Genomic DNA, 15,198 nt, shown 5'->3' with positions numbered 1-15,198 from the left:
ATCCCCTTATCCTATGCCAGCCTCTCAGTTGTTGTTACAGTGATGAATCCTATCTATCCAGCGGACTCCGCACACCAGGGATGTTCTTTGTAGCGATCAGAGAAAAAGGATTGGCAGTTAATAATTCCTGAAAAACGATGCCTTCTGCTTGACTTTGAATTTCTTTCGGTAACTCAGCCAGTTCTTTGAGAAAACGTTTAGTATACTCAACTTTCCACATTAGTTTTTAATGATTGATAATATTTTTTCGCATCTTCCACCGAAAGCCTTTCGTCGTCACTAACCTCGTCAATCAATTTTGATAACCCATAGTTTTCTATAACTTCCTCTAATCGTTCAAACTCCTCAATAGGTATTTGAACGGCGAATGGTTTCTGTTGTTCATCGAGAACTATTTTTTTGTGTATCGCTAACATTATGAGCACCTCCTTGATTTTATTTATATTTTAGCACATAACGTTTAATATACCAAGTTGGTATTTTCTTCCTCTCTGACCAAAAATATTAACATGCGCTGAGCCATTTGAGAAGAAATAAGTAAAGTAAAATTTTACGCTTCTGGTATTTTGTGATAATATGGCCTAAAAGGCAGGGCGTGCTGGCGGCCTGTTTATCCTGGCGTGAGAGTAATGTCGCAAAAGTCTTTAACTTATACAAGGGCTTGTATTTTCGGAATAAATATGATAATTTCTATTTAAAAATAAAATCTTTAAAGAAGGGAGTGGTGTTTTTGAAAGATGCAGAAATTGTAGAAGTATTGAGAAAGGAAAGCGAGGAATATAGAAAACTCGATGAGGAACACAGGAGGCTTGATAAAGACTTAGCATCGTTTGACAGTAAAAGATACCTGACTCCTGAGGAAGAAGTTGAAAGGAAGAAGATTCAGAAGCAGAAACTCTTTAAAAAAGACAGGATGGCCGAGCTTATCAGGGAGTATAAAAACCTCATCAAAATTAATTAATTCGTATTATTTTGTTTTTTATTAATGCCTGGATAAGGCATAAGGTGGATTTATATTCTTTGAATTTAGAAATGTCATGAAGAGCAATTTAATTAAAAAAGGGTTGGAAAGACTGCCGCACAGGGCACTGCTTTACGCAACAGGCATACCGAGGACAGAGATAAATAAGCCCTTTATCGGGGTTGCCACGAGTTTCACAGATATAATACCCGGCCATATTGGCATGAGGGACCTGGAAAGATTTATAGAGAAGGGCGTACATACTGGCGGTGGCTATCCCTTTTTCTTTGGCATTCCAGGAATTTGCGATGGGATTGCAATGGGCCATAAGGGGATGCACTACAGCCTTCCATCGAGGGAGCTGATAGCTGATATGATTGAGACTATCAGTGAGGCCCATCAGTTTGATGGCCTTGTGCTTCTTACCAATTGCGACAAGATTACACCTGGCATGCTGATGGCTGCTGCGAGGGTAAATATTCCGTCAATTGTTGTTACTGCAGGGCCGATGCTTGCAGGCCGTATGAAAGGAAGGCGGCTTTCCCTTGTGAATGACACATTTGAGGCTATAGGAAAGTATAAAAAGGGACTCATAAGTGATGCAGAGATCGATGAGCTTGAGATGTGTGCATGTCCAGGGCCTGGTTCCTGCCAGGGCATGTATACTGCTAACACCATGGCGTGTGTGACAGAGGCCCTCGGGATGAGTCTTAATGGGTGTGCTACATCCTTGGCTGTGTCATCTAAAAAAAGAAGGCTTGCTTTTTACAGCGGCCAGCGGATAGTTGAACTTGTTAAAAAAGGAATTGTTCCAGGGAAGATAATGACACTGAAGGCATTTGAAAATGCTATTAGAGTTGATATGGCCCTTGGAGGCTCTACAAATACAGTGCTCCATATCCCTGCCATAGCTCACGAGGCTGGCATTAAACTGCCTCTTGACCTCTTTGATAAAATTAGTAAAGATACGCCTCACATTGCGGATATGCTTCCAGGAGGAAGACACTATCTCGAAGACTTAGAGTATGCTGGTGGAATACCGGCAATTATGAAGAGGCTCAAGAATAAGCTTGACAATGTTATGACAGTTTCAGGGGAAAAAATATATGAAATTGCAGATAGCGCTGAGATTGAGGACGAAGAGGTTATCAGGCCACTTGAAAGGGCTCATCATAAAGAAGGGGGCATTGCAGTCTTGCGTGGAAATCTTGCACCTGAAGGGGCTGTGGTTAAGCAGACTGCTGTGAGCAAAGGCATGCTCAGATTTAAGGGGAAAGCCAGAATTTTCGATTTTGAGGAAGAGGCAATGAAGGCAATCCTCGCCGGGAAGATCAAGGGAGGCGATATTGTTGTTATCCGCTATGAGGGGCCAAAAGGCGGCCCTGGCATGAGGGAGATGCTTGGCCCTACATCTGCCATAGCAGGGATGGGGTTGAGCGATTCAGTAGCCCTTATCACAGATGGAAGGTTCTCAGGAGGTACAAGAGGCCCATGCATAGGCCATATTTCGCCCGAGGCCATGGAAGGTGGCCCCATAGCTATACTGAGGGATGGAGATTGGGTTAAGATTGATATTCCTAACAGGAGGATAGATGTCCTTCTTAGCGATAAAGAGGTGAAAGAAAGATTAACAGCATGGAAGGCCCCTGAGCCTAAGATTAAAAAAGGCTGGCTTGCCAGATACGCCGCCTTTGTTACCTCGGCAGGCCAGGGGGCAGTAATGAAAGAAGTAAGAACAAAGAAGTAATATGAGGCGAATCTGCTGTGGTGGAAGGGGGTTAAAAGAACAAGATGAAGATGACCGGGGCTGAAATTTTACTTGAATGCTTAAAGAGAGAAGGCGTGAAACACATTTTTGGCTATCCTGGAGGTGTGGTTCTCAATATTTTTGACCACCTCTATGATAATAAAGACCTGAAGCTTATCCTCACCCGCCATGAGCAGGGCGCTGTGCATGCTGCGGATGGCTATGCAAGGGCAAGCGGAAGACCGGGTGTTGCCCTTGTTACATCAGGCCCAGGGGCGACAAATACAGTAACCGGCATTGCAACGGCGTTTATGGATTCTGTTCCTGTTATTGTATTTTCAGGCCAGGTGCCTACAATGCTCATAGGCAATGATGCCTTTCAGGAGGCTGATATTGTTGGTATAACAAGGCCATGCACAAAATATAATTACCTTGTAAAGGACGTAAATGACTTAGCAAGAATTATAAGAGAGGCTTTTCACATCGCAACTACAGGCAGGCCAGGACCGGTCTTAATTGATCTGCCAAAGGATGTTACAGTCGCTAAGGGAGATTTTATCTGGCCGGAACATGTAAAGATACGGAGCTATAATCCGACTTATGAAGGCAATAAATGGATGATAAAACAGGCTGCCATTGAGATATCAAAGTCAAAAAAACCTGTAATCCTTGCAGGTGGAGGTGTGATTAGTTCAGGTGGGCACAAAGAACTTAAAGAATTGGCTGAGCTTACCAGCATCCCGGTTACAATGACTCTTATGGGCCTTGGCAGCTTTCCAGGAACTCACCCGCTTTCTATGGGGATGCCTGGCATGCACGGGACATATTATGCGAACATGGCTATTCAACAGTCTGACCTGCTAATAGCGGTTGGAGCCAGGTTTGATGACCGTGTTACAGGAAAGGTGGATGCCTTTGCTCCAGATGCCAGAATAGTTCATATAGATATAGACCCCACTTCAATAAGAAAGAATGTGAGAGTGGATATTCCCATTGTAGGAGATGTGAAGCTTGTATTAAGAGAGATGTTAAAGGTTCTCAAGGAAGATGTAAAAGAGCAGTGGGAGCAGGTCAGAAAGGCGTGGTTAAAACAGATAAATGCATGGAAGAAAGAAAGGCCACTTAGTTATAAATATGACGAGAATGTCATCAAGCCTCAGTTTGTGGTAGAGAAATTATACGAGATTACAAAAGGCGATGCCATAATAACAACCGAGGTCGGACAGAACCAGATGTGGGCTGCCCAGTTTTATAAATATGATAAGCCGAGGACACTGCTCTCTTCAGGCGGTCTCGGGACAATGGGTTATGGTTTTCCGGCAGCCATTGGAGCTCAGCTTGCATTCCCTGATAGGCTTGTGATAGATATAGCAGGAGATGGGAGCATACAGATGAACATCCAGGAACTTGCCACTGCTGTAATAAATAAATTGCCTGTAAAAGTGGCTATCCTTAACAACCACTATCTTGGCATGGTGAGACAGTGGCAGGAGTTGTTTTTTAAAGAGCGATACTCTTATAGCAATCTCGATGTTGTACCTGATTTTGTGAAGGTAGCAGAGGCTTATGGTGCTAAAGGGTTCCGTGCAACGAAACCTGGCGAAGTAGAGGGCATCATCAGGGAGGCGATTAAGACAAAGGGGCCTGTATTTATGGATTTTATTGTTGACTGGAAGGAAAAGGTCTTTCCAATGGTTTCTGCAGGAGCGCCGATCGACCAGATGATTTTTGGTGACGAAAAGAAAGAAGAAAAGAAAAAAGAGGAAAAAGTGAGAATTGTAACATGAGGCATACGATATCTGTTCTTGTAGAAAACAAATTCGGCGTTCTTTCAAGGGTCTCAGGGCTTTTCAGCGGCAGGGGGTTTAATATAGAAAGCCTTTCAGTCGGTGAGACCATTGATCCCAAAATATCACTTATGACCATTGTTACAAGTGGCGATGATCTCATTATTGAGCAAATCACCAAGCAGCTTAACAAGCTTATCGATGTGGTAAAGGTTGTAGATTTTATGGACATGGACCATGTTGAGAGAGAAATGATCCTTGTAAAGGTGGCACCTGATAAAAGGGAGAATAAGGAAGAGGTTTTAAGGCTTGCCGAGATTTTCAGGGGAAGGGTTGTTGATTCAGGCCCAACCACCTACACTATTGAGATTACCGGAGATGAAAAAAAGATAGAAGCATTCGTAGAACTGATGAAACCTTTTGGTATAAAGGAGTTTGCCCGCACAGGAAAAGTCGCAATAGCAAGGGAAGGGATTAAGAAAAAATAATGTTTTATGAATGGAGCGAAGGAGAGCAATACGGTCAGTGCTGTAAAGCGATATTCGATTAAGAGAATCCTTTTCGGTTTATTAACACTCTTTATCATTGTCCTTGATTCCTCTGCTTTAACTTTTTTTATCTTTGCATCTGTGCATAGTCCAGATGTAGACTATGTGGTAGACGTATACGCCTGGATATCGAGTGTATGGCTTTCTATCTTTATCATTTCAGCAGTGCCTGGATTGTCTTTTTTCTTTGTACGGTCTGACAATCTAATCAAAAACCTCACAATAAGTATTTCTGCGGGTGCTTTGATAGGGCTTATTCCTTTAGTTAATTTCGCTATTCACGGTATACTTGCTTTAATGGACGTTAATATCCTCGGCTCGGACCGTGTGCCAGAGATTATTAAGGAATCCACAGGCATGCTGATATATACACCATTCTGGGAATTTGTATTTACGAGATTTCTGCCTGTGATTTTAATTTCTGAGCTTGTCTTTCAAACAATTTCCCTTATTAAATGGAAAACAGAACTCGATTTTATAAAGGCAGCGACTATAATTATGTCAATTTTTGTATTGAGGGCCCTGGCAGCTTACGTGATTCTTTAGGTGTTTTAATGGGAAATAGGAAATTAAGATTTCACCTCTTACTTCTCATTTATTAAGGTCATGTGCGTGTAGAAAAAAAGGCTTTTCTATACTATAATATGCGATAAATTCAATATGTTAAACAGACATGAATCTTTACGTTTTAGGGAGGGGGCTAATGGTTAAGGTCTACTATGATAAGGATGTCAGGAAAGGGCTTTTAAAAGGCAAGAAGATCTGCGTAATGGGCTATGGAAGTCAGGGCCATGCCCATGCTAATAACCTCAAGGAAAGCGGTATGGACGTTATTATAGGAATAAGAAAGGGCGCAAGTCTTGAGAAGGCTGAGAAGGCAGGCTTCAAGACCATGCCACCTTCAGAGGCTGCTAAAAAGGCAGATGTAATAATGATGCTGCTCCCTGACGAATACCAGGCAGACATTTACAAAAACGAGATTGCACCTGTCATTAAAAAAGGCGCCTATCTCGGTTTTGCCCATGGCTTTAATATCCACTATGGACAGATTGTGCCTTCTCCTGATATAAATGTATTTATGGCAGCCCCAAAAGGGCCAGGGCATCTTGTGAGGTCAGAGTATACAAAAGGAAGCGGCGTGCCCTGTCTTATAGCGGTTCAACAGGATCCCTCTAAAAATACAAAGGAACTTGCCCTTGCTTACGCATCTGCCATTGGAGGAGGCAGGGCTGGAATTATTGAAACGACCTTCAGGGAAGAGACTGAAACAGACCTTTTTGGAGAGCAGGTGGTGCTTTGCGGAGGCCTTACGTCTCTGATAATGGCGGGCTATGAGACCCTTGTTGAGGCCGGTTATACACCTGAGATGGCTTATTTTGAATGCCTCCACGAGGTCAAACTCATTGTTGATTTGATTTATGAAGGTGGGATCTCCAACATGCGGTATTCAATCAGCAATACTGCCCAGTATGGTGATTTAACAAGGGGGCCGAGGGTTATTACACCTGAAGTAAAAAAAGAAATGAAGAAGATTCTCGGTGAGATACAGTCAGGAGCTTTTGCGAGAGAATGGATTCTTGAATGTAAGGCAAATAAGCCTGTCTTTAATGCCCTTACAAGAAAAGGAGAGCAACACCCTATAGAAGAAGTCGGGGCAAGGCTGAGGCAGATGATGCCCTGGCTTAAAAAGGAAAAACTCGTGGATAAAACAAAAGCGTGAAATTCGCCCCTGAGGGTTACCCCTTTATCTTTGGATTTCTGTTCATTACGATTATAGCAGCCTTTTTTGCGAGGCCATGGATAATTGTAATCCCGCTCGGACTTGCTGTTTTCATGGCATTTTTTTTCAGGGATCCAGAAAGGAAAATACCTGAAGGAGACAATATCTTTGTATCTCCTGCTGATGGAGAGGTCATATTGATACAAAATGTGTATGGAGATAAAATCCCCTATTTACTAAAGGGGGGTAGGGGGGAATTTATTGAAATTAGCATCTTTATGTCGCCGCTAAATGTCCATGTCAACAGGGCACCATGCGATGGAGTTGTGGAATCTGTAGTTCATACTCCAGGCAAGTTTCTCTCCGCCTTCAAGCATGAAGCGTCCTTACAGAATGAGAATATCGCCATGCTCCTTGATACAAAACATGGGAAAATACTGGTTCGCCAGGTGGCAGGATTTCTTGCGAGAAGGGCAGTGTGCAGGGTCAAAGAAGGCGATATACTCCAGAAGGGCCAGAGATACGGGATTATAAAATTTGGCTCAAGGCTCGATGTCTTTTTACCAATAGATACTGAAATTAAGGTAAAATTAGGTGATAAGGTAAGGGCAGGAGAGAGTATTTTAGGAATAATTAAATAATTAACTAAAAATTGAGAACTGAGAAATGAGAAAGGGGATTTATTTACTTCCAAATACATTAACACTGTGCGGGATGTTTTGTGGCTTTTATGCGATCATTGCCGCTTTTAAAGGCAATTATATCTATGCTGCATGGGCCATATTAATTGCAAATATCTTTGATGGCCTTGATGGCTGGATTGCAAGGCTGACTCACAGTACAACAAGGTTCGGGATAGAGCTTGACTCTCTTTCTGACCTTGTTGCATTCGGCATAGCGCCTGCTGTCCTTATTTATACATGGGCACTATACCCTTTTGGAAGAGTCGGCTGGGGCGCTGCCTTTCTTTTCGTTATATGCGGCGCATTAAGACTTGCGAGGTTCAATATCCAGATGGGTTCAACGGAGAGCAAGGCATTTACAGGAATGCCAATACCAGGAGCTGCTGCTGTTATTGCGTCTTTCGTTCTTTTTTATATCGACAACTGGGGAAGGTTGATGGGTAAGAATTACCTTATACTCGCTCTGACATTTATACTGGCAATCCTTATGGTCAGCACACTGAAATATCATGGGGCAAAGGAGATTGACTTCAGGGAGAGGAAACCATTTTATCTTTTGGTCGCTATTGTTATTATTTTAGTTCTTATATTTATGCACCCATCAGTGGTGCTCTTTGTACTTTCAATGGGCTATATGCTCTGGGGAATTGGTGAAAATGCATTCCTCTACTACAGGAAGATGAAAGGGAGCACTGGAGGTGTGGGCTGATGAGAATAATAAAGATATTCGATACAACCCTGAGGGACGGAGAACAGTCCCCTGGCGCCTCTATGAATGCAGAGGAGAAGATTCAGGTTGCAAAGCAGCTCGTAAGGCTCAATGTTGATATTATAGAGGCAGGGTTTCCAATTGCTTCCCTGGGCGATTTTGATGCTGTAAAAAGGATTGCCTCTGAGATAAAGGGTGTTACAATTGCAGGGCTTGCCAGGGCAAAAGATGAAGACATTGACAGGGCAGCCGAGGCACTGAGGCCTGCCCCGCAGAAGAGAATCCATACCTTCATAGCCACTTCTGATATTCACTTGAATTTTAAGCTAAAGATGTCGAGGCAAGAGGTTCTGGATGCGGCTGTAAGGTCAGTTAAAAGGGCAAGGCGATATACAGATGATGTGGAATTTTCAGCCGAGGATGCGACACGCTCCGACTGGGACTATCTCTGCAAGATAACAGAAGAAGTAATAAAAGCAGGTGCAGGGACTGTGAATATCCCTGATACAGTGGGATACACAATCCCTCAGGAATTTGGAGAGCTTATAGAATACCTCATGAATAGGGTGCCGAACATCGATAAGGCAGTAATTTCAGTGCATTGCCATAATGACCTCGGCCTTGCAGTTGCCAACTCCCTCGCAGCAGTGCTAAAGGGCGCAGGTCAGGTGGAGTGCACAATAAATGGCATAGGAGAAAGGGCAGGCAATGCAGCCATGGAGGAGATCGTCATGGCACTTAAGACAAGGCCCAAGTTTTTAGGGGCTGATACGAAAATTGTGACAGAGGAAATCTACAGGGCAAGCAGGCTTGTATCAAAGATAACAGGCATGGTTGTCCAGCCCAATAAAGCCATTGTCGGAGCCAATGCCTTTGCCCATGAAGCTGGCATACACCAGGACGGCTATCTCAAGGAACGCTCTACATATGAGATTATGAGACCTGAGGCAGTGGGTATTCCTATGAGCAAACTTGTGCTTGGAAAACACTCAGGCCGCCATGCCTTCAGGACGAGGCTTAAAGAACTTGGTTTTGAGCTGGATGAGGATGAACTCAACAGTGCTTTTGAAAAATTCAAACACCTGGCAGACCAGAAGAAATACATCTTTGATGAGGATATCGAGGCCCTCGTCTCAGAAGAGATATCAAAGATACCTGAGGCATATAGTCTTGACGGCCTTTCAGTATCAAGCGGTCTGAATCAGAAACCAACCGCCACTATCAAATTAAAAATAGGGGAAGAGGTTATTGAGCGGACCGAGGTAGGCGATGGCCCTGTGGATGCCACTTACAAGGCAATAGCAGGCATCACAGGCACAAAGAGCAATCTCCTGAAATTCGAGGTGAAGAGTATCACAGGCGGCACTGATGCTTTAGGTGAGGTGACTGTCTCCCTTGAGCAAGAAGGCCGCACAGTCCGGGGCCATGGAGCAGATACGGATATAATTGTAGCCTCTGCAAAGGCGTATATAAATGCGCTGAATAAGCTGGCTGTTAGAAAGAGATAGAAGCGCGGTATACTATCTCCATCCGTAACCCTTTTGAATCGAGTTCAGGCGCCTCTGGAATGGAGAAGATATTATTTAGCCCGCCGCTTGCGGTAACCGTTGCTGATAGCGCATCGAGAATGTCGTCCCTGGCCACTTCATTGCGCCTGTAAGTGGATAAGGCATGGCTTATTATATTGTCTGTATGAGAATAAACAGATTGCAAGACCTGCATCCGCTCAGAGAACCCTTCTTTTGTCTTTTTTGAGTGTTTCATCGGATGACGACCATATAGTGCCCAGAAACATATCTCTGGATGGATTTCCCTGATTCGTAATCTGGCAGATTCGTTGTTTAAAAGAAATTTGTTTACTTCACGAATCTTGGGGATAATATTCCAGGTCTGAATGGACAGTCCTTTCTCTGTCATCTGCTTATTAATATTGTTGGCCTCCTCATAGGTCGCAGCATTAATTGCAGCACGGCAGGGTGCCGGGAACACACTGGAGGCCCGCCTGGGGCCAAGTAATTTTCGAGCTTCAATATCGCACAGCCGCTCCTGAGGGCCTCTTTCTCGCAGGCCAATGGGGACATCAAGGAGTATCACCAATGCACTGCTGTACTTATCCCAGAGGCTGGACACATCTGGAAAGACATTTACCTTCCACTCATTGCCCTCTGTAAGTAGGACAGTAAACCAACCTGCCTTACAGCCATCTGCACCAATAAAGATCATCCTCTGTTTTCAATCTTACCACTTCGCCCACTCTCAATCCAACAAAATATACCCCGCTGATAGCAATCTCAACCATAGCAAAAGCCTTTTAAACCCGCTTTCCCTTGTCAATTCTCATTGGCAAATATATAATATGCAAATTACACGCGATAATAGAGACTGGAGGATAGGTGACTATTACCGAAAAGATACTTGCAGCACACGCAGGGAAAAAAGAGGTTTCTCCTGGTGAATTAATAAATGCAAAGGTTGACCTCATCCTTGCCAATGACATCACCGCCCCTATTGCAATACAGGAATTCAAAAAAATAGGTGCAAAGGATGTATTTGATAGAGACCGGGTTGTCTTTATACCTGACCACTTCGCGCCGCAAAAGGACATAAAGGCAGCAGAGCAGTGCAAGATGCTCAGGGATTTTGCAAGACAGTATAATCTCGGTCTTTATTTTGAAGTTGGAAGGATGGGGATAGAGCACGCCTTACTGCCTGAGGAGGGGCTTGTTGTTCCTGGAGATTTAATAATCGGGGCTGACAGCCATACCTGCACCTATGGGGCTCTCGGTGCATTTTCTACCGGAGTAGGCTCTACAGATGTGGCTGCTGCTATGGCTACAGGCGAGTGCTGGTTCAAGGTCCCTGAATCAATGAAGTTTATATATTCTGGAAAACTCAATAAATGGGTTGGAGGTAAGGATTTAATCCTGCACACAATCGGCGACATTGGCGTTGATGGCGCACTATACAGGGCAATGGAGTTTGAAGGTGAGGCAATAAAGAATCTGCCAATGTATGGAAGACTTACGATGTGTAATATGGCAATAGAGGCAGGCGGGAAAAGTGGAATTATCGTGCCTGATAAAATAACTGAGTCTTATGTGAAAGGAAGGGCAAAGAGGCGATATAGTTTCTATACATCTGACGGCAATGCCACTTATGCAGAGATAAGAGAATACGATTGTTCAAAGATTGTGCCCCTTGTGGCATGCCCTCATCTGCCGAGCAATGTAAGACCTGCTGCAGAGCTATACGAAGTCTATATAGACCAGGTGGTTATAGGCTCCTGCACCAATGGGAGACTTGAAGACTTAAGGGAGGCAGCCGGAGTTATAAAGGGCAGGAAGGTGAATCCCAACGTGAGAATGATTGTGATTCCTGCTACACAGCGTATTTACAGGGAAGCTATGAAAGAGGGGCTGCTCGATATTTTTATTGATGCCGAGGCAGCAGTCTCAACACCTACCTGTGGCCCGTGTCTTGGGGGCCATATGGGGGTACTTGCAAAAGGAGAAAGGGCCATTGCCACTACAAACAGGAATTTTGTGGGCAGGATGGGCCATCCCGAAAGCGAGGTTTATCTATCAAACCCTGCAGTAGCCGCTGCGTCTGCAGTACTGGGGAGGATTGGGTTGCCTGAGGAAGTAAAATAAACTTAATAAGGAGGGAATAGCTAATGGATGCAAAAGAGATTAGTAAAAAAGTAAGAGATTATTTTTATGAAGTTCATGGACAATTTGCAGTTGTTGGTTTTCGAATAGAAAATGTTTTATTTGATAAGAAAGGAAATGTATGGACAATTGAATGTTCATTTTTACAGTCTATGATGGCTCCAGAAACAGAAAGGGCACATTATAAAGTTGTTATTGATCCTCAAGGGAATATTAAAAACGTAACAAAAATTCAAATAGGAATTAAAACCACTAAGGCGCAATTAAAAAAGTAAAATAGAGCAAGAAGATTTTACGATAGTTTTTATCTTATGAGAAAAATAATAATAGATACATCTCCATTAATCATTCATTTAGTAGGAGTGTTTAATGGTATGCTTGTGAGCAAAGTTTCTCTGTTTAATTCTCCTGAGGATGAATTAAAATGTATAGATAGATTGATATCACGGGCAGATGATATTTTCATAACCCCTTATGTTCTATGCGAATTGTTTTGGCTTACCAAACAAAGGTTAAGCTGGGATAATGAAGGAGTTAAAAAAATATTTATTCGTTACAGGGAGATGATATTAAGGTTTAAGGAGATATTTATAGAAAAATCTGAAATTATAGGTTTTGAGAATTTAGAGTTTGGACCAACGGATGTTTCCTTATTCTTAGCAGCAAAGAAATTAAAATATCCGATATTGACGGCTGACAAACCTTTTATTGCCTTTTGCAAAGGCAAAAAATTAGACGTAATTGATTTTACAGATCCATTGTTTAATCCTCAATCTATAGGGATATAAAAGATGATTCTTAGAGGTAAAGTCTGGAAATTTGGCAATGATATTAACACGGATGCAATTATACCGGCACGGTATCTAAATACCTCTGACCCGAAAGAGCTTGCAAGGCATGTGATGGAAGATGCAGATAGGGATTTCCCGAACAAGGTTAAGCCTGGGGATATAATCGTAGCAGGCAAGAACTTTGGATGCGGCTCATCGAGAGAGCACGCTCCGATTGCAATAAAGGCATCAGGCATTCAGGCGGTCATAGCAAAGAGTTTTGCAAGGATTTTTTACCGCAATGCCTTTAACATAGGGCTTCCGATATTTGAATCTCCTGAATCAGAAGATATTTCAGAAGGGGATGAGATAGAAATTGATGCTAATAGAGGAGTGATAAAGAACCTTACAAAAGGCAAGGATTACAAGGCAAAGCCCATCCCGGCATTTATGCAGGAGCTGATTTCTGCAGGCGGGCTGATTGAGTGGACGAAAAAGAAATTAAGCAGAAAAAATGGATAGCAAAGTCTATGATTACGGTTTTCAGCCTGTTGAAGTAGAAATACCCAAACAGGAGGAGTTCTATAAGCTGCCCCGCAGGTTTGGGAGTGTGCCTGTGGATGAGGCGCCTCTTGGATGGGAAACGGTTGTAAAGCCTGCTGAAGTCAAGATCACAAAGTTTGAGAATGTTTATCCGAGGATATCACTGCCGTTTCAGGAAGTGGATAGGGTTTCTTTTGGCTATTCAGATTTACCACTCGATACTGAAAAACATCATCCTGATTTATTCCCTAAAGGCGCAAACAGGCTTTTCTTTGGCGATAACCTCCATGTGATGAGACAGTTACCCTCAAACTCCATTGATTTGATCTACATAGACCCGCCGTTTTTCTCAGGCAGAAATTATAATATTCTTTTTGGCGACAAAAACGAAGTTCGCTCTTTTACAGATATATGGGAAGGCGGTATGCCTGGTTATCTCATCTGGCTTAATGCAAGGCTCTATGAGATGAAAAGGCTTTTAAAACTTACAGGGTCAATCTATGTCCATCTTGACTGGCACGCTTCACACTATATAAAAGTAGAAATGGATAAAATTTTTGGTAGTGATAATTTTCGGAATGAAATTGTATGGTGTTACAAAAGATATACAGGAACTACCAATGATTTTCAAAAAATGCACAATATAATTCTAAGATATACAAAAACTAATGATTATATTTTTAATCAATTGAAAGAAAGTTATCAAGAAACCACACTAAAGTATCATAAATGGGAAGTTGATGAGGAAGGTCGACGATTTTATTGGAAAAGAGGTCGTAATATTGAACCATATAAAGTATATATGGATGAGGAAGGTGTTAAGTTGAGTGATGTTTGGGAAATTCCGCAGATTGGACCAATAGGAAAAGAAAGAATAGGTTATCCGACCCAAAAGCCAGAAATTTTACTTGAACGTATTATAAAAGCATCTTCTAATGAAGGTGATGTTGTTGCTGACTTTTTCTGCGGCGGAGGGACAACCTTAGTAGTTGCACAGAGGCTTAACCGTCGATGGATCGGTTCTGATCAATCAAGGATTGCAGTTGCTATCACAGCAGATAGAATTACAAGGCTCGTGGAAGAGAAAATCGGAAAGCTTTTCCCTGTGCCTGACTTTATAATTGAACACTGGGGTATTTATGAAGTGCCGGGGCTTGGGAGCCTAAAGCCTGAACAGTTCAGGGAGTTTGTGATAAAGGCGTATAATGGAAGGGTGGACAACACCGGAAGCAAATACATTCACGGCATTAAGGGCGGAGTGCCTATCTATGTGGGAAGTCCTGATTATAAATCAAAGCTTGATAAAGACGAGGTTGTTGAATTTGCAAAGGCAATCCTGACAGAGAGAAAGAGAAATCACGGAATTATGCTTGCATGGAACTTCTCAAGACTTGCAAAACAGGCAGCCGAAAAGCTTGCTGCAAGGGAGAATGTCAGGCTTGATTTCGTAAGGCTTGAGATGGTGAATATAGAATCGCCTGAATTCAGAAGGCATGTGGCGGAAAAACACCCAGATTATGATAACCTCTTAACTTTTGTTCAACCGCCGGAGATAAGGGTCGGCATAAAACGTCTTGCACCGCTTACCTATCAGTTTGATGTGGCTGAATCACTCAGCCTCAACCCTGAAGGAAAGATAATCAATGTCCAGTGGGACTTTGATTACAGAAGCCGTTTTAGTTCAACTCCAGGCTTTTCCTTCATAAGAGGGAAAAACAAAGAGCCGGTACTTGCCGTTCCCTTTAAGTTTGAAAAAGCAGGCAAAAAGAAAATCGCCTGTCGTGTTCAGGATGATCAGGGCGGAGAAAGCACCTGGATTGGGGAGTTGGAGGTGAGGTAGATGTTTGTAAATGCAACTAAATCGCCTATACCATTATGGATACTAAATTGTTCTTGGAATAAAGGAACTTTTTCTTCGGGGGAACAAGCAAACGGTTATTTCTTAATCCAGAACATCTCTGGTAGACCAATCTTTATTAAAACATTAAGACTTCGCTTCGACTGGAATCCAAAAGTATTCGACTTTCCTTGTAGCTTCCATATACCGCCAAATAGCCAGTCT

Annotated in this window: 16 protein-coding genes; 14 read left to right on the top strand and 2 right to left on the bottom strand. The window is 42.8% G+C overall.

Translation table 11 applies throughout. The features are described from left to right. Window positions 1-206 precede the first annotated feature (206 nt). Entirely contained in the window at window positions 207-416 is a 210-nt protein-coding gene (locus HZC12_10185; GenBank protein ID MBI5027073.1) for a hypothetical protein, read from the bottom strand. 314 nt (window positions 417-730) lie between these two features. On the opposite strand from HZC12_10185, the gene HZC12_10180 reads away from it, so the two are divergent. The 9 genes from HZC12_10180 (at window position 731) to HZC12_10140 (ending at window position 9,663) form a co-directional block, all read left to right on the top strand. Then, window positions 731-961, top strand: a complete 231-nt coding sequence (locus HZC12_10180; protein MBI5027072.1) for a DUF465 domain-containing protein — start codon at window positions 731-733, stop codon at window positions 959-961. A gap of 76 nt (window positions 962-1,037) precedes the next feature. Then, complete coding sequence (ilvD, locus tag HZC12_10175) at window positions 1,038-2,708, top strand: dihydroxy-acid dehydratase (protein ID MBI5027071.1); 1,671 nt, start codon at window positions 1,038-1,040, stop codon at window positions 2,706-2,708. Between the two features lie 44 nt (window positions 2,709-2,752). Beyond that, window positions 2,753-4,495, top strand: coding sequence for a biosynthetic-type acetolactate synthase large subunit (ilvB, locus tag HZC12_10170; protein MBI5027070.1), 1,743 nt, complete (start codon window positions 2,753-2,755; stop codon window positions 4,493-4,495). Continuing rightward, window positions 4,492-4,983: an acetolactate synthase small subunit gene (gene ilvN, locus HZC12_10165; GenBank protein MBI5027069.1), complete on the top strand. Its 492-nt coding sequence runs from the start codon at window positions 4,492-4,494 to the stop codon at window positions 4,981-4,983. The genes ilvB and ilvN overlap by 4 nt, the downstream gene beginning before the upstream one ends. Before the next feature lie 6 nt (window positions 4,984-4,989). Continuing rightward, window positions 4,990-5,589, top strand: coding sequence for a hypothetical protein (locus HZC12_10160; protein MBI5027068.1), 600 nt, complete (start codon window positions 4,990-4,992; stop codon window positions 5,587-5,589). Between the two features lie 157 nt (window positions 5,590-5,746). After that, complete coding sequence (gene ilvC, locus HZC12_10155; GenBank protein MBI5027067.1) at window positions 5,747-6,763, top strand: ketol-acid reductoisomerase; 1,017 nt, start codon at window positions 5,747-5,749, stop codon at window positions 6,761-6,763. Next, a complete protein-coding gene (locus tag HZC12_10150) occupies window positions 6,760-7,404 on the top strand; it encodes a phosphatidylserine decarboxylase family protein (GenBank protein ID MBI5027066.1) in 645 nt (214 codons plus the stop codon). Before ilvC ends, HZC12_10150 begins: the two co-directional genes overlap by 4 nt. Before the next feature lie 25 nt (window positions 7,405-7,429). Continuing rightward, window positions 7,430-8,155, top strand: a complete 726-nt coding sequence (pssA, locus tag HZC12_10145) for a CDP-diacylglycerol--serine O-phosphatidyltransferase (GenBank protein ID MBI5027065.1) — start codon at window positions 7,430-7,432, stop codon at window positions 8,153-8,155. Beyond that, a complete protein-coding gene (locus HZC12_10140) occupies window positions 8,155-9,663 on the top strand; it encodes a 2-isopropylmalate synthase (GenBank protein MBI5027064.1) in 1,509 nt (502 codons plus the stop codon). Before pssA ends, HZC12_10140 begins: the two co-directional genes overlap by 1 nt. Here the strand turns inward: HZC12_10140 and HZC12_10135 are convergent. Beyond that, on the bottom strand, window positions 9,650-10,378 hold the full coding sequence (locus tag HZC12_10135) for a DUF429 domain-containing protein (protein ID MBI5027063.1): 729 nt from the start codon (window positions 10,376-10,378) through the stop codon (window positions 9,650-9,652). The genes HZC12_10140 and HZC12_10135 overlap by 14 nt on opposite strands. Before the next feature lie 170 nt (window positions 10,379-10,548). On the opposite strand from HZC12_10135, the gene leuC reads away from it, so the two are divergent. The 5 genes from leuC to HZC12_10110 are packed head-to-tail and all read left to right on the top strand — an operon-like array spanning window position 10,549 to window position 14,976. Continuing rightward, window positions 10,549-11,805, top strand: coding sequence for a 3-isopropylmalate dehydratase large subunit (leuC, locus tag HZC12_10130; protein MBI5027062.1), 1,257 nt, complete (start codon window positions 10,549-10,551; stop codon window positions 11,803-11,805). Window positions 11,806-11,828: 23 nt separating this feature from the next. After that, on the top strand, window positions 11,829-12,098 hold the full coding sequence (locus HZC12_10125) for a hypothetical protein (GenBank protein MBI5027061.1): 270 nt from the start codon (window positions 11,829-11,831) through the stop codon (window positions 12,096-12,098). 36 nt (window positions 12,099-12,134) lie between these two features. Beyond that, window positions 12,135-12,611: a hypothetical protein gene (locus HZC12_10120; GenBank protein MBI5027060.1), complete on the top strand. Its 477-nt coding sequence runs from the start codon at window positions 12,135-12,137 to the stop codon at window positions 12,609-12,611. Between the two features lie 3 nt (window positions 12,612-12,614). Then, a complete protein-coding gene (gene leuD / locus HZC12_10115) occupies window positions 12,615-13,115 on the top strand; it encodes a 3-isopropylmalate dehydratase small subunit (protein ID MBI5027059.1) in 501 nt (166 codons plus the stop codon). Continuing rightward, window positions 13,108-14,976, top strand: a complete 1,869-nt coding sequence (locus HZC12_10110; GenBank protein MBI5027058.1) for a site-specific DNA-methyltransferase — start codon at window positions 13,108-13,110, stop codon at window positions 14,974-14,976. The genes leuD and HZC12_10110 overlap by 8 nt, the downstream gene beginning before the upstream one ends. Window positions 14,977-15,198: the final 222 nt, after the last annotated feature.

This window comes from Nitrospirota bacterium, from assembly GCA_016214385.1.
Classification (GTDB): domain Bacteria; phylum Nitrospirota; class Thermodesulfovibrionia; order UBA6902; family JACROP01; genus JACROP01.
This window is presented reverse-complemented; position numbering and strand designations above follow the sequence as displayed.